Genomic DNA, 21,336 nt, shown 5'->3' with positions numbered 1-21,336 from the left:
GCAGTCGCCAGGCGGACGCGGCCGGTGCTCGGAATCCTCATGTACCACTCGTACACTGCGGTTCCTGTGCGCCGTCCGCGCCCACCTGGCGACTGCTCGCTACGTTTTGCCAGCCACCCTCAGGCTCAAACCGATTCACGACAACGTTCCGGTGACCGCGCGACACCCATGCGGGAACCATTGCAATGCCCGCCGTGTCATCTTCAGGCGGCAGCATCTTTCATCGACGTGCAAGGAAATCGTTCATGATCAAGCGCTCCATCACCCGTAGTCCGTCGCGCGCAGGCCAGGCCGGCATGAGCCTGCTGGAAATCATCATCGTCATCGTGCTGATCGGTGCGGTGCTGACCCTGGTCGGCAGCCGCGTGCTCGGTGGTGCCGATCGCGGCAAGGCCAACCTGGCCAAGTCGCAGATCCAGACCCTGGCCGGCAAGATCGAGAATTTCCAGCTCGACACCGGCAAGTTGCCGGGCAAGCTCGATGACCTGGTGACCCAGCCGGGCGGCAGCAGCGGCTGGCTGGGCCCGTACGCCAAGCCGGCCGAACTCAACGACCCGTGGGGCCACACCATCGAATACCGCGTGCCCGGCGATGGCCAGCCGTTCGATCTGATCAGCCTGGGCAAGGACGGCCGCCCCGGTGGCAGCAGTTACGACGCGGACATCAAGTACCAATAAGCCGTTCGCCATGCGCGTTGCGTCTCAGCCGTTGCGTCATCCGCATGGAGTGGTCGGCCCTGGTCGTCCCCGCGCGCGTGGCAGTTCGTTGCTGGAGATGTTGCTGGTCATTGCCCTGATCGCGATGGCCGGCGTGCTGGCCGCCGCCGCGCTCAATGGCGGGATCGACGGCATGCGCCTGCGCACCGCCGGCAAGGCGATCGCCTCGCAGCTGCATTACACGCGCACCCAGGCGATTGCCACCGGCACCCCGCAGCGGTTTCTGATCGATCCGCAGCAGCGCCGCTGGGAAGCACCCGGCGGCCACCACGGCGATCTGCCGTCCTCGCTGGAGGTACGCTTCACCGGCGCGCGCCAGGTGCAGTCGCGGCAGGATCAGGGCGCCATCCAGTTCTTCCCCGATGGCGCGTCCACCGGCGGGCGCATCGATCTGCGCGTCAAGGACGCGACCTGGCGTGTGGACGTGGGCTGGATCACCGGCGAAGTGCGTTCCGGGCAGTTGCGGACGCCGGCGCCATGAAGCGCCAGCGCGGCTACACGCTGATCGAGGTGATCGTCGCCTTCGCGTTGCTGGCGCTGGCGTTGAGCCTGTTGCTGGGATCGCTGTCAGGTGCCGCACGTCAGGTGCGCGCGGCCGACGAGAGCACGCGCGCCACCCTGCATGCGCAGTCGTTGCTGGCGGCGCAGGGCATGGACAAGCCGCTGCTGCCCGAGCAGCAGCAAGGCACCTTCGAAGACGGGCATTTCCGCTGGTCGATGGATGTGCGCCCGTACGACGAGCCGCGACGCAATCCGCAGGCGCCGATATCCCCCGGTGCGCACACGCTGCTGCAGCTGACCCTGGTGGTGCGCTGGGGCGAGCAGCCCAATCAGGTCCTGCAGTGGCGCACCTTGAGGCTGGTGGCTGCGGCGCAACCGGGCAGCGCGCCATGAGGCGCTCGCGCAGTGCCGGTTTCACCTTGATCGAAGTGTTGCTGGCGACGATGTTGCTGGTCGGCGGGCTGGCATTGGCGTTCGCCACCTTGCGTTCGGCCAGTGCGGTCAGCCAGCGCGGCGAGGCGATCGCCCAGCGCAGCGAACGCGTGCGTGCGGTGGAAGAATTCCTGCGCCGGCGGCTGGCGGCGGCACTGCCGATCGCGATGGGCATCGACCCGCAGAGTCAGCAGCCGATGCTGTTCATCGGCGAGCCGCAGCGTCTGCGGTTTGCCGCCGATGTGCCGGATTACCTGGGCCGTGGCGGGCCGTACCTGCATGACCTGTCGGTGGCCGGCGATGGCCAGCAGCGCACGCTGCGGATCGCCTTGACCATGCTGCAATCGGGCAAGCCGATCGAAGAGGGCACCACGCTGCCGCCGGAAACACTCGCCGACGACGTGCAGCAGGTGAGCTTTCGGTATCGCGGCATGGATCCGCAGAGCGGCCGCCTGAGCGCGTGGTTGCCGCAGTGGGAATGGCACGACCGTCTGCCGTTGCTGGTGCGCATCGAGATCCGTAGCGGCGGTGCCGCCTGGCCGCCGCTGGTGGTGGCCTTGCCGCAATCCAGCAACCCGGGAGCGGGGCAATGAGCGCAATGCGCGGTGCCGCGCTGGTGTTGGTGCTGTGGCTGATTGCGCTGCTCACCGCGATGATCGGCGCATTCGCGCTGACCGCGCGGGTGGAAGCGCTGCAGGGCAGCATGCTGCGCAATGGCGCGCAGGCGCAGGAATACGCGCGCTCCGGGCTGGAATACGCAGTGTCCCGCCTGCAGAGCACCGACACCCAGGCACGCTGGCTGGCAGACGGCCAGCGCTATCGTTGGCAGATGGACGATGCCACGGTGGAAATCCGCATCACCGACGAAAGCGGCAAGGTGGACCTGAACATGGCCGAGCCCGCGCTGCTGGCCGGGCTGGTACGCGCGGTCGGTGGCGAACAGGGCCGCGATACGCGCATTGCCGGCGCGATCGTCGACTGGCGCGATGGCGACTCGCTGAGCCAGCCCGGCGGTGGCGCGGAAGACCGCGATTATGCCGATGCCGGATTGCCGTACGGCGCCAAGGATGGCCCGTTCGAAACGCTGGGCGAGTTGCGCCTGGTGCTGGGCATGGATGGCGAGCTGTATCGCAAGCTGTTGCCCAACCTCACGCTGTATAGCGGGCGTTCGCGCCCGGAAGCGCGCTTTGCGCCGGGTCCGGTGCTGACCGCGATGGGCCTGGATGCGCGGCAACTGCTGGCCCAGCGTGACGCGCCGCCGGGTTTGCCGGGCAGCGAGGCGACGGTCGGTGGGTCGGACACTTATAGTATCGAGAGCCGGGCGCGACTGAGTCAGGGACGCGAGGCTGTGTTGCGGGCGGTCGTGTCGACGAGCGCGTCTGCATTACCAGGGTCGGCCTATACCGTGTTGCGTTGGGAAGAGGGAGCAGCAGTGCAATGACCGCATGGCGGGATACCTTGGGTCGTATCGGCGTACGCGCCATGCCGGGAGCCGGAGGCTTCTGGCGTTGGTGGCAACAATCGCTGCTGGCCTGGCTGCCGCAGCGCTGGCAATGGCAGTTGGGTCTGTCGCAGGCACGCCTGTTGTTGCAACAGGACGGCGACACGCTGCAGTTGCTGCGCCAGCGCGACCACAGCAGCGACAGCGTTGCCAGCCTGCCGTGGCCGGTGCATCCGCAGGAAGTGAACGCCTTGCTGCCGACCGCGCTGGAAGGCCTGCCGCGGCATTGGCTGCTGCCGGCCACGCATGCGCTGCGTCGGCCGTTGCGCCTGCCTGCAGCGGCAGCGGCGCGCCTGCAGGATGTGGCGCGTTTCGAGATCGACCGCCAAACCCCGTTCACCGCCGACCAGGTGTATTTCGATGCACGCGTGCTCGACGTGCGCGAAGACGGCCAGCTCGATGCCGAATTGGTGGTGGTGCCACGGCGCATGATCGATGGCCCTGCCGGTGTGCCGGACGCATGGAACAGCGCGCTGTCGGGCATCGATGTGGCCGATGCCAACGGCCTGCCGCTGGGTGTGAACCTGCTGCCGCCGGCACGCCGCCTGCGCCGCAGCGACCCGATGCAGCGCTGGAATCTGTTGCTTGCCGCCGCCGCGCTGGTGTTGCTGGCGGTGGCCGGCTGGCTGCTGCTGGACAATCGCCGCCAGGCTGCCGACGACCTGCGCGCCAAGGTGCAGGCCAACGCCGCACGCGCACGCCAGGTCGCTGCCGAACGCCAGCAATTGCTGGATCTGGTCGAAGGCGCACGGTTCTTCCAGCAGCAACGCGCCACTCGCCCGACCTCGGTGGAGATCTGGGACGAGCTGAGCCGGCGCCTGCCCGCTGGCACCTATCTGGAAAAATTCTCGGTCGAAGGCGGGCAATTGCAGTTGATCGGATTGAGCAACGAAGCCTCCTCGCTGGTGCGGCGCCTGGAAGGCTCGCCACTGTGGCGCACGCCCTCGCTGACCGGCGTGCTGCAGAGCGATGCCGGTCGCAACGTCGACCGCTTCACCATCACCGCCGAACTGGCCGGCCCCGATGCCAAGGAGGCGGCCGATGCCACGCAGCGTTAAGCGCGATCGCTGGATCGCTTTGGGCCTGCTGTTGCTGGTGATCGGCGTGGCCTATCTGGTGCTGGTGCACCCCTGGTTCACCCAGCCGATGATCGCCGTGCAGGACGACCTGCAAGCGTTGCGCGAGCGCGAGCTGCGCGTGCGTGTGCAATTGCAGCAGGCGCCGGAAGTCAGCAAACGGCTGCGGCAGGCGCGCCAGACCCTGGAAAGCCGCCCGGGCTTCCTGCCGGAAACCTCGGCCGAACTGGCCTCGGCCGGCCTGGTGCAGCGGCTGGAACGCGCCGTGGTGGAAGCCAGCCCCGGCAACCGCAGCTGCGCGATCAGCAACCGCTCGCCGCTGCAGCCGGAAAGCAAGGACCGCTTCACCCGCGTTGCGGTGCAGGTGCGCCTGCGCTGCGGCACCCCGGAGCTGGCCTCGGTGCTGTACAGCCTGGAAAACGGCACCCCGCGGCTGTTCGTGGACAACCTCAACGTGATGGCGCAGCGCTACCAACTCTCGCCCAACGAAAGCGGCAACGGCCTGGACATCGCCTTCGAACTGGCCGGCTACCTGCGCCCCGGCGCCAGTGCCGCGCCGTTGAACACCGACGCCGCGCCCGCCGCACCCGACGCCGCGGAGGCCAGCAATGCGCCTTGACATGATCGGTCTGCGCACCTGGCTGCTGGCCACCGTGGTCGGCTGGGCGCTGCTGGTGTGCGTGCTTGCGGTGGCCGGGCTGGGCAAGCGCGTGGAGCTGCTGCCGGACGACCCGGCCCTGGTGCAGCGCCTGCCCACCCTGCCGGCCCCGGCACCGGAACGGCTGGGCGCGTTCGAAAAATATTCGGAGATCGCCGCGCATCCGGCCTTCGCCGAAGACCGCCTGCCGCATCCGTTCTTCCTGTCCGGCAATGACGGCAGCAGCGCCGCCTCGACGGTGCGCCTGACCGGCGTGCTGCTGACGGACAACTTCAAGATGGCCACGCTGACGCTGGACCCGCAGGATTCGGTGCGGGTGCAGCTCGGCGGCGAAGCGGTCAAGGGCTGGCGCCTGCTCGCGCTGCAGCCGCGCAGTGCCACCATCGAAGGCCCCAGCGGCACGCAGACGTTGAAGCTTGAGGTGTTCAACGGCCAGGGCGGGCAACCGCCCACCGCCAATGCTGCGGGACGCGGTGCCGCCGCTGCGACTCCGCCGTTGCCGTCGCCCGACGCTGCTGCAGTGGCACCGACACAGCCGCCGCAAACGCAGCCCGCCACCCCTGTGCAACAGCCTGGCGGCCAGGCACCGCCGACCGTGGCGCCGCAGCGCAGCGATGGCGCGCAGGAAGCCCCACGCCCCTCCGACGATCAGATGCGCGCCATCCGCGAACGCATCGAAGCCCGACGCCGCCAGCTGCAACAGCAGCGCCAGAGCGGCTCTACCCCCGGTCAGACCCAATGAGTGAACGCATGACGCCGCGCCTGTTTCCCGTGTCCCTGCTGATTGGCCTGCTGGCCGGTTGCGCCACCACTCCCCCACCGGACGTGCGCCGCAACGCGCGCCTGGATCCGCAAGTCGGCGCTGCCGGCGCCACCCAGACCACCGCCGAGCAGCGCGCCGAGGGCAATGCCAGCGCCAAGCCCAGCCCGGTGATCCGGCGTGGCAGCGGCACCATGATCAACCAGAGCGCGGCGAGCGCGCCGGCACCGACGCTGGGCATGGCCAGCAGCGGCAGCGCCACCTTTAACTTCGAAGGCGAGTCGGTGCAGGCGGTGGTCAAGGCGATCCTGGGCGACATGCTCGGGCAGAACTACGTCATCGCGCCCGGCGTGCAGGGCACCGTGACCCTGGCCACGCCCAATCCGGTCTCGCCGGCGCAGGCCTTGAACCTGCTGGAAATGGTGCTGGGCTGGAACAACGCACGCATGGTGTTCAGCGGCGGCCGCTACAACATCGTGCCGGCCGACCAGGCGCTGGCCGGCACCGTCGCGCCCAGCACCGCATCGCCGTCGGCCGCGCGCGGTTTCGAAGTGCGCGTGGTGCCGTTGAAGTTCATCTCCGCCAGCGAAATGAAGAAGGTGCTCGAGCCCTACGCGCGCCCGAACGCCATCGTCGGCACCGATCCGGCGCGCAACGTGATCACCCTGGGGGGCACCCGCGCCGAGCTGGAAAACTACCTGCGCACCGTGCAGATCTTCGACGTGGACTGGCTGTCGGGCATGTCGGTGGGCGTGTTCCCGATCCAGTCCGGCAAGGCCGAAAAGGTCTCGGCCGATCTGGAGAAGGTGTTCGGCGAACAGAGCAAGACACCCAGCGCCGGCATGTTCCGTTTCATGCCGCTGGAAAACGCCAACGCGGTGCTGGTGATCACCCCGCAGCCGCGCTACCTGGACCAGATCCAGCAGTGGCTGGACCGCATCGACAGCGCCGGCGGCGGCGTGCGGCTGTTCTCGTACGAGTTGAAGTACATCAAGGCCAAGGACCTGGCCGATCGTCTCTCCGAAGTGTTCGGTGGCCGTGGCAATGGCGGCGATTCCAATGCATCGCTGGCGCCGGGCGCGGAAACCAGCGTACTTGGCGGCGCGCTCGGCAACCGCGACAGCAGCATGGGCGGCAGCTCCGGCACTACCGGTGGCAGCATCGGCGAAAGTGGCGATGGCAGCTCGTCGGGCAGCAGCTTTGGCGGTAGCAGCGGGAGTGGCAGCAGCAGTGGTGGCCTGGGGAATGGCACGCTGCAGCTGTCGCCGCGCAGCAATGGCAATGGCGCGGTGACGCTGGAAGTGGAAGGCGACAAGGTCGGTGTGTCTGCAGTTGCCGAAACCAATACCTTGCTGGTGCGTTCAACTTCGCAAGCATGGAATTCGATCCGCGACGTCATCGAAAAGCTCGATGTAATGCCGATGCAGGTGCATATCGAAGCGCAGGTGGCTGAGGTGAGCCTGACTGGTCAGCTAAGCTATGGAGTTAATTGGTACTTCGAGAATGCGGTCAATGCGAGCGTGAACGCGGATGGAAGTGGCGGGGCTGGATTACCATCTGCTGCAGGAAGAAATATCTGGGGTGATTTATCCGGAAGTATCACGAATAATGGACTCTCATGGACTTTCTTGGGGAAAAATGCAGCTGCGATTATTAGCGCGTTGGATCAAATTACAAATTTAAGGCTCCTTCAAACTCCGTCGATCTTTGTTAGAAATAATGCCGAAGCGACGCTAAACGTTGGGTCTCGTATTCCTATTAATTCGACGTCAATCAATACGGGTCTAGGTAGCGATAGTACTGTTTCTTCAGTGCAATATATTGATACGGGGGTCATTTTAAGAGTGCGGCCGCGGATAACAAAGGACGGGATGGTGTTTCTGGATATAGTGCAGGAGGTAAGTACGCCGGGTGCTCGCCCTGCAGCATGCACTGCTGCGACTACCACTAGCGTTAATAGTGCAGCCTGCAATGTTGATATAAATACCAGGAGGGTCAAAACCGAGGCGGCGGTGCAGGATGGCGATACTATTATGCTTGCCGGCCTAATTGACGATAGTACTTCTGATGGTAGTAATGGTCTGCCACTGCTAAGTAAATTGCCTGTTGTTGGTGCTCTTTTTGGACGTAAGACACAGAATACGAGCCGTCGCGAGGTTATTGTTCTCATCACGCCTTCTATAGTGCGTAATCCGAAGCAAAGTCGTGATTTGACAGATGAGTATTCTAAAAAGTTTAACGCGATGCATCCTTTGGATCGAGAAAGAAAATGATTTAAAGGCAGGGGTGTAATACACGGATGAAAGGAGTTTTTATGGCGAATTTAAGTTGGGGTGTTAAGAGGTTTACAGCAGTTGCACTGCTTTTTTGTACCTTTATTGGAAATGCGTTGGCGGACTCAATAGTATATGATGATTTCTATGGGACTGCGAGATATTCAACAATTGAAGGGGCTTTGGTAACCGCGAAAAATAATGCTCTAAGTGAGGCTTTTCGTTTGGGTTATAGTAATTGCACGTTTGTTGGATATCAGTCTAGGCGACCGAATTCCTACGACCCTAATTGGTATGAGGTAACTGCGGCTTATACCTGTCAAAAATGGGTTCCGTTTCCGTAGTTTTATTGGTTTAATTTGGATAGTGCCCGTTAATGGCGGGCACTATCTTTAAGATATTTTTTTCGGTTGGTATTGCGTTGGAGAGTAAATTTGGACCCAGTCGTCTTGCTTCCGGTCGGCACCGACGACGAGGCGCTGGATGCCTGTCTGGGCGCACTGGATGCCGCCACGCCCGCCGGCACGCGGGTGTGGCTGGCCGACGACGCGCAGGCCGGCCCGCGCGGCCGCGCGGTCATCGAACACTGGCTGGCGCGCACGCGGCTGCAGGCGCATCACACCCGTCGTCAGCGCATGCTCGGCGAGGTGGCCCATCTGGACGAAATGCTCAGCGGCTGCGGCGATGCCGATGTGGTGGTGCTGGGTGTGGATGCCTGCCCGCTGCCGGGTTGGTTGAATCAGCTCGACGCCTGCTTTGCGCGCGATGCGGCGATCGCCACCGCCACCCCATGGAGCAATGTGGGCGAAGCCTGCAGCTGGCCACGCCTGGGCGAACTCAATCCGATGCCTGCCGCGCCGGAGCGGCTCGCCGCTGCGTGTGCGGCGATGCCGCCACTGCATCCGGAACTGCCGTCGGCAATCGGCCACGCGGTGCTGCTACGCGGCAGCGCGCGGCGCAAGGCCGGCGGCCTGGACGCCAGCAGCTATGGCTCCTGGTATGCCGCACTGGTGGACCTGAGCCTGCGCATGGCTGGCCTGGGCTGGCGCAACGTGCTGTGCGACACCGCCTTCGTCGCCTCCCCGCACGAAGGCCGCCCTGCCGATGGCGACATGGATGCACTGGCCACACGCTGGCCGGCCTGGCACGCACGCCTGGCCAACTTCCTGATGCACGACCCGCTGCGTGCGCAGCGCGATCAACTCTCGCAGTTGCTAGCCGATTTACCGCCGCCGGATCCACAACGCAGGCTATTTGACGCGTAGAACAGCTGCTAAAGCGGCATGCTCACCGTCAGGCGGGCGCAGTCGGTGTTCGGTGGACTCGTACAGTGCAGTTCTTGAGCGCTGTCCTACGCAACCTGACGACTGCTCGCCGTACGGTGAGTGCAGTGGCTTTGTCGGCCGTATGTTGGTGGATGCTAAGGGACGTCCAGGTCAAACGCCGAGTGGGTCGAGGGCGCGGTGCCCTCACCGCTAGCGGGACACGCCGTGAACCCGTCCCTGGGGGCTCGGTGGCGGCATCCATGCCGCCACACGGTCCCGCAATCGGCGAGGACACCGCACCAGAGAGTGAGTCGGTTGCTTTGTTGAAAACATGCCCACCGACCATCTCGACTGGTCCTTGCCCGCCCACCGTCGCGGGACCTTACGCGGCATGGATGCCGCGTAAGAGCTTACAAGGACGTACTTGCAGCGTGTCCTGCGATGGTGGGCGGGCAAGGGCCCTGCAGCCAGGCCGCAGGGCAGTGACTGACGTGACGTCGTCTTGTTAGCCGATCAAGAAGCCGACCGCATCGGTGCCTCGGTGCGTACCACCACATCCAGCGCATCGTGGCGCCAGGATTCGATATCCAGTTCCACCGCGCGGCCGTCTTCGGCGAAGCTGATCCGCTGCAGTCGGAAGCAGGGTGTGCCGGTGGTGGACTGCAGCAACAGGGCTTGCGCGGCGTCCAGCCCGGCCGGATGCATCGACACTTGCGCGCGGCTCAGGAACAGCCCGAGTTTCTGGTTGAACACGCTAGACAGCGAGCCGGCCAGGTCGTGCTCCAGCAGGCCCGGCGCCCAGGCGGCCAGCACCACGTTGGTTTCCAGCAGTACCGCGCGGCGGTCGATCCAGCGCCGGCGTTGCAGCACGAAGACTTCTTCGTACGGCGTCTCCAGCCGTAGTGCGGCCGCGTAGGCAGGCCCCGCTGCCTGTCGGGTGGCACTCAACAGCTCGGTGCGCGGTTTGCGTCCTTGCGCCGCCACGTACTGCATGAAGCCGGCGATGCTGGTGGGGTCGTAGCGCACGCGCGGTGCGCTGACGAACCAGCCGCGCCGGTTCTCGCGGTAGATGCGGCCCTGCGCTTCCAGTTGCTGCAAGGCCTCACGCAAGGTGATGCGGGTGCAGCCGAAGCGTTCGGCAAGCTCGCGCTCTACCGGCAGGCGCTGATCCGGGCCCCATTCGCCGGCGGCGATCTGCGCGGAAACGATTTCGGTGATGGCGTGTTGGCGCGACGCGCTCATGCGGCGACCTGCCGATGGTGGCTGCGGCGCAGGTACAAGGCAGTCAGGTGAGAGAGGTGCATGCGGCGATGGTAAAGAAGAACGCGCCCGCAAACCGCAGGTGGCTCAGGCAAGGCCTGCCAGGTTCTGCTGCTGTTGGGTTTTCCAGCTGCGCCATCCATACAGCGCCAGCAGCACGAAGCCTGCATACAGCAGTGCGGTGGGATATAGCCCCTTGCTGACGAACACGCCCACGTAGATGCAATCGAGCACGACCCACAATATCCAGTTGGCGATGCGTTTGCGTGCGGCCCAGACGCTGGCGACCAGGCTGAAGCTGGCCAGCGCCGCGTCCAGCCACGGCAGTGCGGCATCGGTGCGGTGATGCATGTAGGCGCCGAGCGCGGCAGCGAACACCGCACCGATGCACAGCGAGATCCACAGCTCCGCCTGCGGCATCGGCAACGGGCGAATGCGTGTCTGTGCGGCCATCCCGCGCTGCCACTGCCACCAGCCGTACAGCTGGGTCAGCACGTAGACGCCTTGCAGCAGCATGTCCGAGTACAGCTTCCACTGATAGAACAGCCAGGCATACAGCGCCACCGCCACGATGCCGACCGGCCAGCACCAGCGAATGCGCCGCGCGGTCAGCCAGACGCCGAGCAGGTTGATCACGACGGCGATGGATTCGAGCAACGACATGCAGTGCCTGATGGAAGGTGGAGAGCGGTGGGAGAGCTGCAACCCATGCAAAACAGCGGTGCAGCCGGAAGCGGATGCTGCGCGATGCCCCGAATCGGCGTGCAATGCAAGCGCGGCAGCGCCCTACCGCCGAGTCCCTGCCTTCAGCGGGTACCTGCTGCCTTCAGTCGGTGCCCGAAACACCCACAAGCACGGGTGCTTGCGCCTCGACGTCCTCCCCCGCCTGCGGGGCAAGGTGCCCGAAGGGCGGGTGGGAGCGCCAGCCCTCAAAAATCCACTTGCACGGTCAGACGCGCCGTCCGCGGCGCACCCGGGAACAGATACGCATCGCCCTGGTATTCGCCGGAATCGCGCCAGTAACGCTTGTCGAACACGTTGTCCACGTTCAAGCGCCAGGTGGTGGCCAGCCCGCCCAGCGCGGTGGCGTAGCGCGCGCCCAGGTTCGCCACGGTGTAGGCCGGCACGCTGGCATTGCCGAGCCGGTCGGCGAACTTGCGCCCGCTGTACTGCATGCCTGCCAGCAGCGCCAGGCCATCGATGCCGGGCACGCTGTAATCGGCTTGCACGCTGGCGCGCAGCTTGGGCACGTTGATGGCCTGGTGACCTTCGTACGCGGCAATGTCGGTGTCTTCGGCGCGCGCACGGATCGCCGCGACGCTGGCGAAGATGCGCAGCTGCGCGGTGGCCGCGCCATCGGCCGACAATTCCAGGCCGCGGTTGTGCAGGCGGCCCTGTTGCACATAGCGCAGGCCACCATCGGCCTGCGGCTGGGTGAACTGGTAGGCCTGGCGGATGTCGAACAGCGCCGCGCCCAGGCGCAGACCGTCGAGCTCGACTTTTGCGCCGGTCTCCAGCTGATAGGCATTGGTCGGCGGCAGGATCTCATCGGCGTTGTCGGCAAACCACGGGGCGGTGCCGCCGGCGGCCAGGCTCTTGGCATAGCTGGCGTACAGCGACACCTGCTGCTGCGGCTTGAACAGCAGCGCGGCCTGCGGCAGCAGCGTGTCCTTGCGCGTGCGTCGCTCCAGCACACCATCGCGGTCGAAGCTGCGCTCGTCCAGGCGCACGTAACGCGCGCCCAGCGACAGCTCCCATTGCGGTCCCAGCCCGATCCGGTCGGCGACCACCAGGGCACGTTGGCGGCTGTCCAGGCGCCGTTGCTTCGGGTCCAGCGCGACGTCGGTCTGTGCAAACACCTCCGGGTCGCGGTCGATGCTGCCGCTGCCGACGAATTCGTTGACCGAACCGAAGCGATCGATGGTGCGGCGTAGCCAGTCGCCGCCAATGCTCAGGCGGTGATCCAGCGCGCCGGTGAGCACACGGCCTTCCAGCGTGGCGCGCAGTTGATCGTGCACGCGGGTGTCGTCGGGGCTGCGGTAGTCGTAGACGTCGTACTCGCCTTGCGCGCTGAAGAAGTTCGGGGTGACGCTGTCGGCGCAACTGGCCGCGCCATAACAGCCCCAGGCGAACGCGGAGAAATCGTTGATCATCGAGCGGCTGCGTGATGCTTCAGCGGTGGCGCGCCAGTCGTCGTTGAAGTGGTAGGTGTAGCGCAGCTGCGCATTGAGCGAATCCATCTCCACCGGCCGCGACCACGGCTGGTAGCCGAGCAGGCGATGCACATCGATGTCGCGCGGCACCTGCGTGCCACCGAGCAATTGGTAGCCGGGTACCGAGCGTTGCTGGCGATGCTGGTATTCCACATCCAGCTGCAGCAACGACTGCGGGCTTATCTTCCAGTCGCCGGCCAGTGACAGGAAATTGCGATAACCGTCGGCGTGGTCGACATAGCTGTTGATGTCTTCGCGCGCGGCATTGACGCGCAGGCCCAGGCTGCGCTCGGCGCCGAACCAGTCGCCCAGGTCGGCGGCGACATAGCGCGAGCCTTGTTCGTCGGTGCCCAGGGTCACGCTGCGCACGTGCTCGGGCCGCTTGGTGCGGTAGTCGATCAGTCCGGCCGGTTCGTTGACACCCGATTGCAGGCCGGCCAGGCCCTTGAGGAGTTGCACCTGCTGCTTGTTTTCCAGTGCAATGGATTGCTCGCCCACCGCGCTCAGGCCGTTGATGCGGTAACTGTTGGCGGCGTTGAGGGAATAGCCACGCACGACGAAATTCTCGTAGTAGCCGATCGGGGCGTAGGCGTCGCCGGCGGAGGCATCGGCGCGCAATACCTCGCTGAGCACGCGTGCCTGACGGTCGAGCAATTGCTGGCGATCGATCACCGCGATCGAGGCCGGCGCATCCAGCAGCCGCGTGGCACCGAAGCCGGTCAAGGCCGTGCTGGCGTCGGCGCGTTCGCCGTGCACGTTGACCGCATCCAGTTCGACCGCCTCGGCACCGGGTTGTTGCTGCGCGAGTGCAGGCGTGGCGACACATAGCGCAAGTGCAAGCGCGAGCGGGCGGCGGTGGGGCAGGGGGGCGGACAGGTGCATGCGCAGGGCTCGAAAAGGAGAAGAAAAAACGCTCATGGCAACCGGCGCGCGCGCGCGCGCAGGTGATCGAGCAGGCACTGGCCATCGGCGCTGGCAAACCAGTCCGCATGGCCGAGCAGGTAACGGTGATAGGCGATATCGGCGTTGTCGGCCGAGCGGGTGATGCCGGCGAAGTAATCGATCTCGCTCAGGGCGAAATCGGCATGCACGATCGGCAGCAAGGCGGCCAGCTGCCGCAGCTGCGCGGCGCCCAGTGCGCAGTGCCTGGCGTAGCCGTCCAGCAAGGCGTCGAGTTGCTCCAGCTGCGGCTGCGGGCGTTGCCCCGCATCCAGGTTCAACCATGGAATCAGATTGCGTTCGATTGCCGTGGCCAGGTCGAACATCGCAAAGCTGCGGTCGCACAGGCCGAAGTCGAACACCGCGCTGACCTCGACGTCGCCATCGTCGTGGGTGCGCCACAGCAGGTTGGAGGCATGCCAGTCGCCATGCGTCCACAGCGGTGGCAGGGCGCCGGGCGCCGACAGCACCGGCCAGGCCCGGGCATGCCAGGGCAGCAGGTGGTCGGTCAGGTCGCGGCGCCAGGGCCGGTCCTGAAAATTGGCGGCCAGGCCGGGGCGCGACAGCAAGGCCTGTTCCACCGCCCGGATCGGGTCGGCCTGCACGAACAGGGCCAGGTTGGCGACCAGCACGCTGCTTCGGCGTGGCGGCGCATCGAAGCCCTGCGCTGCCAGATGCAGGCGTGCCAGTGCGGCGCCTGCCGCCGACGCATGCGGGGTGCTGCTGAAGGGCGTCCACGACAAGGCATCCCGATACAGATCCTGGCCGCGACCTGCGCGCTGCACTTCGTAGACCCAGTCCGCATCGGCCAGGGCGGTGCGGCCCGCGGCATCGTGCAGCACCTCGACCACCGGCGCGCCGGCCCAGCGCAGATGCGCCATGAAGCCGTGCTCTTCGCGCAGCGTAGCCACACTGCGCACGCTGCGGTGATGTCGCTTGACGATGAGCGTGCCGCTGACGGTGTCCACGCAGGCGGCGGCGGAAAACGGGCGTGCGCTATGCCAGCGAATCCGCGCACCATCGCCAGGCGCGGAAAAGTGCTGCAGCACGCGATGGATTTCGTCGGCGGTCAACACCGGCCAGTCCGGCAGCGCCAACTCCAGGCTCATGCCATGCACTTGGTGCGAGGTGCTCATGCGCCCGGCTCCGGCAATGTGGTGCGGGCTGGTGGTATAGACCAGCCAATCGGTGCCGAAGCGGCGGACCCGGCGCGCGCGCCGGCGACAACACGGACGGCGCTGCCAGGCCGTCGTTGCGGCGCGCGCGCCATCAGGCGGTTGCGCTGCAGGGAATGAAAAGGCAGCGCAACACCGAAAGGTCGCTGGCCGTCATCTCGATACTGAATGTGGGGCGCGCCATGGGCGGCGCTGCGCAAAACCGCTGGGCGGTTCCGGGCGCGCAGTATGCCTGTTGCCGCTGCCAGCCGCCATGTCGGCGCTGGCACGCGCGCGATGGCGTTGCGCTGCCCCGGCACCGGATAATCGCCGGATGAGTCCCGTCCAGATTGCCGCCGTCGTCGTCACCTATCAGAGCAGCAGCACCATCGATGCGTGCCTGTCGCGGCTGCGCGCGGCCGAGGGCATCAGCGAGATCCGGGTGGTCGACAACGCCTCCAGCGACGACACCCTGGAGGTGGTGCAGCGGCATGCCTTGGCCGATGCGCGGCTGCATTTCATCGCCAATCCGGACAACCCGGGCTTTGCGAGCGCCTGCAACCAGGGCGCGCGCGACTCGCAGGCGCCCTGGCTGGTGTTCATCAACCCGGACCTGATGGTCGAGCGCGACACCCTGGCGCAGCTGTGCGCACGCGCGGCCGGGCACGCGGCGGTGCTGTTGGGCGTGGAGCAGGTGGACGAGGACGGGCAGCCGGATGCCGCCGTGCGCCGCCGCGATCCGGATTTTGCCGCCATGCTGCGCGCACCGCGCGCTGCCGCCCAGCTCGCGGTGCCGGTCGATCCGGCTGCGCCCCTGCAGGTGGTGGACGCCATCTCCGGTGCCTTGATGCTGATGCAGCGCAGCCTGTTCGACCGGCTCGACGGCTGGGATGGCGCCTACCGCCTGCATGCCGAAGACCTGGACCTGTGCCGGCGGGCACGTCAGGCCGGTGCGCTGGTGGCGGTGGCCAACGATCTGCGGGTCGTGCATGTGCGCGGCGTATCCAGTCGTGCGCGGCCGTTCTTTGTCGAATGGCATAAGCACCGCGGCCTGTGGCGCTATTTCCGCAAGTTCGAGGCGGGCCGGCGGGGGCCGGTCACCCGGCTTGGCGTATGGCTGGCGATCTGGACCCACGCGGCCGCCCAGGTACCGAAATTGCTGCGAAAGAGATGAGTGTGCCCGCGTTAAATTTGTGATAAATCAGTGATGGGTGGCGAGACCCAACTGTGATACGTTTCGCCTCGAAGTGTGATCAATCACTAGCTTCCTGTCCCTTCCGGGTCCCCCATCAGGAATCGTGCAATGTCCTTACAGAACGACCCGCAATTGCGGGGACGTCAGCCGTGCGCCGCCGCGCTGCAGCCCAGTCCGGTTGTCTCGCCCTCTTCTCTTGATTCCATCGCTCGCCGCGTGCCGGCGGCTGCGCTGTCGGCGCTCGCGCTGAGCTGCCTGATGGCAGCCTTGCCGGACACGGCCGTGGCAGGCGCCTGGACCCAGCCGCAGGGCGACACCCTGGTGATCGTCAAGGCGCTGCATAGCGATGGCCGCGGTTGGTTCGACGACAGCCATCACCGCACCACGTTCGGTGACGGCCAACAATTCGACGGAAACGGGCGTAGCCGCCAGGACCAGCTGAACGTCTACGTCGAGCATGGCCTGACCGACAAGCTGAGCTTCATCGGCAATTTCTATTTCACCGAAGTCGGTTTCAGCAATTACGGCGGCGATGGCCGGACCCGCACCAGTACCACTGGTCTTGCCGATCAGGAAATTGGCCTGCGCTATGCGCTGCCGAGCGCGCAAGAGGACGTCTGGCGCAGCTCGGTGCAGGCATTGGTCAGCATCCCGGCCTACGGCCGCAGCAAGACCTACCATCCGAATAATCCCGAAGCGAATTCCGATCCTGCGCTTGGCCTCGGCGACTACGGCCTGGAGCTGCGTTACAGCCGCGGCCGTGGTTACACGCTGGGCGGGCGTAACGGCTACGTCGATCTGGGTGGCGCGGTGCGCCTGCGCGGCAGTGCCGCTTCCGACGAAGTGCGGGTGGACGCGTCCACCGGCCTGAGCCTGACCCCGAGCTGGCTGCTGCTCGGCGAAGTCAACGTGATCCAGGGTCTGGGCAACGGACGCAACAACTTCGACGTTCCCGGCTCTGCTGGCGGCGTCGGCTTCGTCGCTACCGGCACCAACTACGACCTCACCAAGCTGCAGCTGTCCACGCTGTACACCGCGCCGGGCGGCAGTCAGTGGCAAGTGGGATATCAGCAGCCAGTGATGGGCCGCAACACCGCTGCCGCAGGTGGGCCATTCGTGGCCGCCTGGTGGCGGTTCTAAGGACGCCACGACAATGACGGTCAGCTGCGAAATGGACGCGCTGGGACGGGCACCGGACATCGGCCGCGAACGCGGTCTGTTGGGTCGCGCACTGGTCACCGCAGGCGTCATCACCGACGAACAGCTGCGCTCGGCGCTGGCGTTGCAACAGCGCTGGAACTCGCGCCTGGGCGATGTGATCCTGGCCCAGCGCGGCGTGCCGGCGCAGCGGTTCTATGCCATCGTTGCCGCGCACTTCGGCCTCGAGTTCATCGACCTGGTGCAGCAGCCGCCGGATCCGGAACTGCTCACCCCCGGCGATCTGGAAAGTTACGCGCAGCGCCTGCTGCTGCCGTGGCGTCGCGAAGACGGCGTGCTGGTGCTGGCCGTGGCCGATCCCGACCCGGCGGTGTTCGCCTGGGCGCGTGCGCACTATGGCGGGGACGTGCGTTTTGTCGGCACCGCCAAGTTCGACATCATCTGGAGCCTGCAGCGCTATGCCGACGAACAACTCACCGACAACGCGCTGAACCTGCTCGCAGCGCATGCGCCGACGTACTCGGCGCGCCAGGTGGTGACGCGCGGGCAGAAGTTCACGCTGTGGGCAATCGCCGCGGTGCTGGTGATCGCGATGCTGTTGTTCCCGGTGCCGGCCCTGATCACCGTCAACGTGCTGGTGGCGCTGGGCTTTCTGGCGACCTTCGGACTGAAGCTGTTGCTGGTGTGGTTCGGCTCGCGCCACCGCATCGACATCAAGGTCACCGAGGACGACGTCGCCGCGCTGCGCGATGACGACCTGCCGGTCTATACCGTGCTGGTGCCGATGTACAAGGAGCCGGAAGTCCTGCCGATCCTCGCCAACGCGCTGCGCAAGCTGGATTACCCGATCAGCAAGCTCGACGTGAAGCTGGTGCTGGAGGCGGACGATGTCGACACCATCGAGGCCGCCAAGAAACTCGGTCTGGAGGCGTTCTTCGAAATCATCCGGGTGCCGCCGTCGCAGCCCAAGACCAAGCCCAAGGCCTGCAACTACGCGCTGCATTTTGCGCGCGGCGAACTGCTCACCATCTACGACGCCGAAGACAAGCCCGAGCCGGACCAGCTCAAGCGTGTGGTGGCGGCGTTCCGCAAGGCCGACAAGGATGTGGCGTGCATCCAGGCGCGGTTGAATTACTACAACGCCGACGAGAACTGGCTGACGCGGATGTTCACGCTGGAGTACACGCTCTGGTTCGACTTCTACCTGCCGGCGCTGGAATACCTGCGCATTCCGATTCCGTTGGGCGGCACCTCCAACCACTTCCGTCTGGATGTGTTGCGCCAGGTGCGCGCATGGGATCCGTACAACGTCACCGAAGACGCCGACCTGGGCGTGCGGCTGATCCAGAACGGCTACCGCGTCAACGTGGTCAACTCCACCACGTTCGAAGAAGCCAACGTCAGCATTCCCAACTGGATCCGGCAGCGTTCGCGCTGGCTCAAGGGTTATATGCAGACCTGGCTGGTGCACATGCGCGACCCGGTGCATCTGTATCGCAGCACCGGCTTCAAGGGCTTCTGGGGCTTTCAGTTCTTCATTGGCGGCAATTTCTTCATCGCCTTGGGTGTCCCGGTGATGTGGACCTTGTGCCTGATCAGCGTCGTGAGCGGTGCGCGGATATTCGATGCGATCTTCCCGCCATGGCTGGCTGCAGTGTCATTGGTCAATCTGCTGCTGGCCAATGCGTTCTTCATCTACACAACGCTGGTGGCCGCGTTCAAACGCGACTACTTCCGGCTGGCGCCGTACGCACTGACCGTGCCGTTCTACTGGGTGTTGCAGTCGATCGCCGCCTACAAGGGTCTCTGGCAGCTGATCCACAATCCGTTCTATTGGGAGAAGACCACGCATGGCATCAGCAAGCATTCGGAAAACGAGCGCCGCGCCGCACTCGAAGAGTGAGTCGGCGGTTTCGCGTCGTCACAGCGGGCTGCCGGCGTTTCTGGTTGCCGTGGTGGCCCTGTCGCTGCTGAGCCAGCCGCTGCTGCTGCAGTCGGTCGGCGCTGCCGCACCGGCAATCGCACCAGCGGCCGGCTTGCCGGCAACCGGTCTGTTGTCGTGGGCGATCAATCTGGGGCTGCACCGCTGGAATCTGCCGTTCCAGGTCTGGCCGTTCCTGGCGGTCGCCGCCAACGCGCTGTTCCTGTCGCTGCTGTGGCGTGATCTGGCCGGTGTGTTCGGGCGCGGCTGGGCCAGTGGTTTGACCCTGCTGGTGGGCTGCAATCCGCTGTTCCTGCTGCCGATCGCCGCAGGCGGAAGCCAGGCGGTGGGTCTGCTGGCGTTCTACGGCTTGTGCCGCACCTTGCGCCGCCTGCAGACGCCGGTAGAGGCCTTCACCTATCTGCGCATCGCCGGCTGGTTGTGCATCCTGTTGTGCCTGGATCTGCAGACACTGGCGCTGTCGACGATGGTGGCACCGTGGCTGCTGTTGGTGATGCCGCCGCAGATGCTGCGCAAGGCGCCGGGTTCGTTCTACCTGGTGTGCTATCTGCCGTTCGCGTTTCTGGTCGGCATGTGGGCCTACGTCAATCTGGCCGTGTTCAACGCCCCGTGGCCGACGCTGTCCAGCATCGGGCAGGGCGCGCATCCGCTGCCGTTGCCGCTGGCCGAGCATGCGCAAGGCTGGTTGCCGGCCGTGCGCTGGGGCGTGGCGGCGGTGGTCTGCTTCCCGGTGCTGGCGCTGCTGGCCCGCAGCCGCAGCGGCGCGCTCACGCGCGGCGTGCTGGCCAGTGTCGGCACCGTGGTCTGTGCGGCGGCGCTGTCGTTCGCCTTCGGCTGGGCCGGGTTCGACGCCTTGCTGCTGCTGTGGGTGCCGGCAGCGTTGCTGCTGCGCGCGCTGCATGCCGATCAGCGCAGCCAGGCCGCCGGCCTGCTGTTGCTGGGCCTGATCGGTGCGGCCTGGGTACAGCCGCAGGGCTGGGGTAGCTGGATGCGTGCGGCGCCTGCCGATACGCAATCCTTGCTGCAGGGCGAGGCGGTGGTCATGCGCGCGCCGGTAGCGTTGCCGACCGGCGCGGCGACGCCGGCAGCGGACGCCGTGCAGGCGCAGCCCAGCGTGACGACTGTCGCGGACGTGGCCGCACCCACGCAACTCGCTGCCGGTGCCACCACGCCTGCTGACACCGCTGCAATGGTGCAGCCGGACAAGAACACTGCGGTCATCGGTGCAATGGACTGCGCGCCTACCACGACCGCGTCCACCAACGAGGCATCCGCCACATGTTCAAACGCGTTCTGAGCACCGCGTTTCTGGTCGGGGCGTGCATGCTGGTCAATGGCTGCAACGCCGATGCATCGACGTGGATGGGCGCCAACGTCAAGGTCTCGGCCAATGCGCCGTGGCAAAGCGAGGCGGCGGGGCAGTCGCTGGACGCGCTGGCCAGGACCGGCGCCAGCAAGGCGTTGCTGGTCGCGTTCGTGTGGCAGGCCAACCCGCAGTCGAACGACCCGGTGCTGGGCAGCGACAGCAGCGTGGAGGCGATGCGCGCGGCGTTGCGGCAGAGCCACCACGCCGGCCTGCAGGCCACGCTCAAGGTGCATGTGTGGATCCCCGGGCATTGGGCCGGCGACACCGCGCCCACCGACCAGGCAGCCTGGTTTGCCGCGTATCAGAACGCGTTGCTGCCGTTGGCCAGACTGGCCGAAGACGAGCACGCCGAAGCGCTGGTGATCGGCACCGAACTGCGCAAGCTGCAGGACGCGCCGCAGTGGCCCGGCCTGGTGGCGGAAGTGCGCAAGGTCTACCACGGCAAGCTGCTGTACGTGGCCGACGGCATGGAACACGCCGAAAGCTTCCGCTACTGGTCCTTGTTCGATGCGGTGGGCACCAGCCTGTATCCGCGGCTGTCCGAAGCGGCCGCCACGCGCACGGCCGAGATGAACGCCGCCGCGCAGCGCCTGCAGCAACTGGGGCAGCGCGTGGGCAAACCGGTGTGGGTGGCGGAGCTGGGCCTGCGTTCTGCACGTGGCAGCCTGGCCGCGCCATGGGAGAGCCCGGAGCAACGCGCCGCCGCAGTGGATACCCGCCTGCAACTGCAGGTGTTGCAGCAGTGGCGCAAGGTGCTGCAGGCGCACGCCGTGGAAGGCATTGCGCTGTGGTGCTGGTACACCGATCCCAAGGCCGGTGGTCCGGGCGACAGCGACTTCACCGTGCAGGGCAAACCGGCGCAGCAGGTGCTGGCGCGCTGAGCGATGGCGCCTGGCACTCTCCTACGGAGTGCCAGGCGCAATTGCC

19 protein-coding genes and 1 other RNA gene are annotated in these 21,336 nt (G+C 66.2%); 16 read left to right on the top strand and 4 right to left on the bottom strand.

Features of this window, described 5'->3' with window-relative positions; all coding sequences use genetic code 11:
• Nucleotides 1–39: 39 nt before the first annotated feature.
• The 11 genes from XarbCFBP7408_RS18170 (at nucleotide 40) to XarbCFBP7408_RS18120 (ending at nucleotide 9,182) form a co-directional block, all read left to right on the top strand.
• Nucleotides 40–115, top strand: a non-coding RNA gene (locus XarbCFBP7408_RS18170) — sX9 sRNA.
• 130 nt (nucleotides 116–245) lie between these two features.
• Nucleotides 246–677 (top strand): type II secretion system major pseudopilin GspG, encoded by a 432-nt coding sequence (gene gspG, locus XarbCFBP7408_RS18165; RefSeq protein WP_104564149.1) that lies wholly within the window; start codon nucleotides 246–248, stop codon nucleotides 675–677.
• A gap of 10 nt (nucleotides 678–687) precedes the next feature.
• Nucleotides 688–1,197, top strand: coding sequence for a type II secretion system protein XpsH (gene xpsH / locus XarbCFBP7408_RS18160; RefSeq protein WP_104564148.1), 510 nt, complete (start codon nucleotides 688–690; stop codon nucleotides 1,195–1,197).
• Nucleotides 1,194–1,610, top strand: coding sequence for a type II secretion system protein XpsI (gene xpsI / locus XarbCFBP7408_RS18155; RefSeq protein WP_104564147.1), 417 nt, complete (start codon nucleotides 1,194–1,196; stop codon nucleotides 1,608–1,610). The genes xpsH and xpsI overlap by 4 nt, the downstream gene beginning before the upstream one ends.
• Nucleotides 1,607–2,242, top strand: coding sequence for a type II secretion system protein J (locus XarbCFBP7408_RS18150; RefSeq protein WP_104564146.1), 636 nt, complete (start codon nucleotides 1,607–1,609; stop codon nucleotides 2,240–2,242). Before xpsI ends, XarbCFBP7408_RS18150 begins: the two co-directional genes overlap by 4 nt.
• Nucleotides 2,239–3,090 (top strand): general secretion pathway protein GspK, encoded by an 852-nt coding sequence (locus XarbCFBP7408_RS18145; RefSeq protein WP_104564145.1) that lies wholly within the window; start codon nucleotides 2,239–2,241, stop codon nucleotides 3,088–3,090. The genes XarbCFBP7408_RS18150 and XarbCFBP7408_RS18145 overlap by 4 nt, the downstream gene beginning before the upstream one ends.
• Nucleotides 3,087–4,208: a PilN domain-containing protein gene (locus XarbCFBP7408_RS18140; RefSeq protein WP_104564144.1), complete on the top strand. Its 1,122-nt coding sequence runs from the start codon at nucleotides 3,087–3,089 to the stop codon at nucleotides 4,206–4,208. The genes XarbCFBP7408_RS18145 and XarbCFBP7408_RS18140 overlap by 4 nt, the downstream gene beginning before the upstream one ends.
• A complete protein-coding gene (gspM, locus tag XarbCFBP7408_RS18135) occupies nucleotides 4,192–4,845 on the top strand; it encodes a type II secretion system protein GspM (protein ID WP_016901906.1) in 654 nt (217 codons plus the stop codon). The genes XarbCFBP7408_RS18140 and gspM overlap by 17 nt, the downstream gene beginning before the upstream one ends.
• Nucleotides 4,835–5,626 carry a type II secretion system protein XpsN gene (gene xpsN, locus XarbCFBP7408_RS18130; protein ID WP_104564143.1) on the top strand — a complete coding sequence of 264 codons (792 nt, stop codon included), beginning with the start codon at nucleotides 4,835–4,837 and terminating at the stop codon, nucleotides 5,624–5,626. The genes gspM and xpsN overlap by 11 nt, the downstream gene beginning before the upstream one ends.
• Nucleotides 5,623–7,917: a type II secretion system secretin GspD gene (gene gspD, locus XarbCFBP7408_RS18125; protein ID WP_104564142.1), complete on the top strand. Its 2,295-nt coding sequence runs from the start codon at nucleotides 5,623–5,625 to the stop codon at nucleotides 7,915–7,917. The genes xpsN and gspD overlap by 4 nt, the downstream gene beginning before the upstream one ends.
• A 434-nt stretch (nucleotides 7,918–8,351) precedes the next feature.
• Entirely contained in the window at nucleotides 8,352–9,182 is an 831-nt protein-coding gene (locus XarbCFBP7408_RS18120) for a glycosyltransferase family 2 protein (RefSeq protein ID WP_104564141.1), read from the top strand.
• Between the two features lie 513 nt (nucleotides 9,183–9,695).
• Here the strand turns inward: XarbCFBP7408_RS18120 and XarbCFBP7408_RS18115 are convergent.
• The 4 genes from XarbCFBP7408_RS18115 to XarbCFBP7408_RS18100 form a co-directional block, all read right to left on the bottom strand.
• On the bottom strand, nucleotides 9,696–10,424 hold the full coding sequence (locus tag XarbCFBP7408_RS18115) for a UTRA domain-containing protein (protein ID WP_104564140.1): 729 nt from the start codon (nucleotides 10,422–10,424) through the stop codon (nucleotides 9,696–9,698).
• A gap of 105 nt (nucleotides 10,425–10,529) precedes the next feature.
• Complete coding sequence (pnuC, locus tag XarbCFBP7408_RS18110) at nucleotides 10,530–11,105, bottom strand: nicotinamide riboside transporter PnuC (protein WP_104564139.1); 576 nt, start codon at nucleotides 11,103–11,105, stop codon at nucleotides 10,530–10,532.
• A gap of 266 nt (nucleotides 11,106–11,371) precedes the next feature.
• Entirely contained in the window at nucleotides 11,372–13,537 is a 2,166-nt protein-coding gene (locus XarbCFBP7408_RS18105; RefSeq protein ID WP_104564138.1) for a TonB-dependent receptor, read from the bottom strand.
• A 32-nt stretch (nucleotides 13,538–13,569) separates the two neighbouring features.
• Nucleotides 13,570–14,730: a phosphotransferase enzyme family protein gene (locus tag XarbCFBP7408_RS18100; protein WP_104564137.1), complete on the bottom strand. Its 1,161-nt coding sequence runs from the start codon at nucleotides 14,728–14,730 to the stop codon at nucleotides 13,570–13,572.
• A gap of 352 nt (nucleotides 14,731–15,082) precedes the next feature.
• On the opposite strand from XarbCFBP7408_RS18100, the gene XarbCFBP7408_RS18095 reads away from it, so the two are divergent.
• The 5 genes from XarbCFBP7408_RS18095 to XarbCFBP7408_RS18075 all read left to right on the top strand — a co-directional run bounded on the left by XarbCFBP7408_RS18095 (nucleotide 15,083) and on the right by XarbCFBP7408_RS18075 (nucleotide 21,290).
• Entirely contained in the window at nucleotides 15,083–15,922 is an 840-nt protein-coding gene (locus tag XarbCFBP7408_RS18095; RefSeq protein ID WP_104564136.1) for a glycosyltransferase family 2 protein, read from the top strand.
• Nucleotides 15,923–16,051: 129 nt separating this feature from the next.
• Complete coding sequence (locus XarbCFBP7408_RS18090; protein ID WP_181107004.1) at nucleotides 16,052–17,083, top strand: hypothetical protein; 1,032 nt, start codon at nucleotides 16,052–16,054, stop codon at nucleotides 17,081–17,083.
• A 13-nt stretch (nucleotides 17,084–17,096) separates the two neighbouring features.
• Complete coding sequence (locus tag XarbCFBP7408_RS18085; RefSeq protein WP_104564135.1) at nucleotides 17,097–19,004, top strand: glycosyltransferase family 2 protein; 1,908 nt, start codon at nucleotides 17,097–17,099, stop codon at nucleotides 19,002–19,004.
• A gap of 49 nt (nucleotides 19,005–19,053) precedes the next feature.
• Complete coding sequence (locus tag XarbCFBP7408_RS18080; RefSeq protein WP_181107002.1) at nucleotides 19,054–20,340, top strand: hypothetical protein; 1,287 nt, start codon at nucleotides 19,054–19,056, stop codon at nucleotides 20,338–20,340.
• Nucleotides 20,322–21,290: a glycoside hydrolase family 113 gene (locus XarbCFBP7408_RS18075; protein WP_104564133.1), complete on the top strand. Its 969-nt coding sequence runs from the start codon at nucleotides 20,322–20,324 to the stop codon at nucleotides 21,288–21,290. Before XarbCFBP7408_RS18080 ends, XarbCFBP7408_RS18075 begins: the two co-directional genes overlap by 19 nt.
• The last annotated feature ends 46 nt before the right edge of the window (nucleotides 21,291–21,336 follow it).

Origin of the sequence: Xanthomonas arboricola pv. guizotiae (assembly GCF_002940205.1) — a bacterium.
GTDB lineage: Bacteria > Pseudomonadota > Gammaproteobacteria > Xanthomonadales > Xanthomonadaceae > Xanthomonas > Xanthomonas arboricola_C.
The sequence above is the reverse complement of the archived record's forward strand: the minus strand, read 5'-3'. Positions and strand labels throughout refer to the sequence as shown.

Excerpts from the sequence above, each read along its gene's own strand:
- xpsH (WP_104564148.1), top strand. The coding sequence starts at position 688 with ATGCGCGTTGCGTCTCAGCCGTTGCGTCATCCGCATGGAGTGGTCGGC.
- gspM (WP_016901906.1), top strand. The coding sequence starts at position 4,192 with ATGCCACGCAGCGTTAAGCGCGATCGCTGGATCGCTTTGGGCCTGCTG.
- XarbCFBP7408_RS18150 (WP_104564146.1), top strand. The coding sequence starts at position 1,607 with ATGAGGCGCTCGCGCAGTGCCGGTTTCACCTTGATCGAAGTGTTGCTG.
- XarbCFBP7408_RS18140 (WP_104564144.1), top strand. The coding sequence starts at position 3,087 with ATGACCGCATGGCGGGATACCTTGGGTCGTATCGGCGTACGCGCCATG.
- XarbCFBP7408_RS18115 (WP_104564140.1), bottom strand. The coding sequence starts at position 10,424 with ATGAGCGCGTCGCGCCAACACGCCATCACCGAAATCGTTTCCGCGCAG.
- XarbCFBP7408_RS18145 (WP_104564145.1), top strand. The coding sequence starts at position 2,239 with ATGAGCGCAATGCGCGGTGCCGCGCTGGTGTTGGTGCTGTGGCTGATT.
- XarbCFBP7408_RS18085 (WP_104564135.1), top strand. The coding sequence starts at position 17,097 with ATGACGGTCAGCTGCGAAATGGACGCGCTGGGACGGGCACCGGACATC.
- pnuC (WP_104564139.1), bottom strand. The coding sequence starts at position 11,105 with ATGTCGTTGCTCGAATCCATCGCCGTCGTGATCAACCTGCTCGGCGTC.
- XarbCFBP7408_RS18095 (WP_104564136.1), top strand. The coding sequence starts at position 15,083 with ATGAGTCCCGTCCAGATTGCCGCCGTCGTCGTCACCTATCAGAGCAGC.
- XarbCFBP7408_RS18105 (WP_104564138.1), bottom strand. The coding sequence starts at position 13,537 with ATGCACCTGTCCGCCCCCCTGCCCCACCGCCGCCCGCTCGCGCTTGCA.
- gspG (WP_104564149.1), top strand. The coding sequence starts at position 246 with ATGATCAAGCGCTCCATCACCCGTAGTCCGTCGCGCGCAGGCCAGGCC.
- gspD (WP_104564142.1), top strand. The coding sequence starts at position 5,623 with ATGAGTGAACGCATGACGCCGCGCCTGTTTCCCGTGTCCCTGCTGATT.
- xpsI (WP_104564147.1), top strand. The coding sequence starts at position 1,194 with ATGAAGCGCCAGCGCGGCTACACGCTGATCGAGGTGATCGTCGCCTTC.
- XarbCFBP7408_RS18075 (WP_104564133.1), top strand. The coding sequence starts at position 20,322 with ATGTTCAAACGCGTTCTGAGCACCGCGTTTCTGGTCGGGGCGTGCATG.
- XarbCFBP7408_RS18100 (WP_104564137.1), bottom strand. The coding sequence starts at position 14,730 with ATGAGCACCTCGCACCAAGTGCATGGCATGAGCCTGGAGTTGGCGCTG.
- xpsN (WP_104564143.1), top strand. The coding sequence starts at position 4,835 with ATGCGCCTTGACATGATCGGTCTGCGCACCTGGCTGCTGGCCACCGTG.
- XarbCFBP7408_RS18090 (WP_181107004.1), top strand. The coding sequence starts at position 16,052 with ATGTCCTTACAGAACGACCCGCAATTGCGGGGACGTCAGCCGTGCGCC.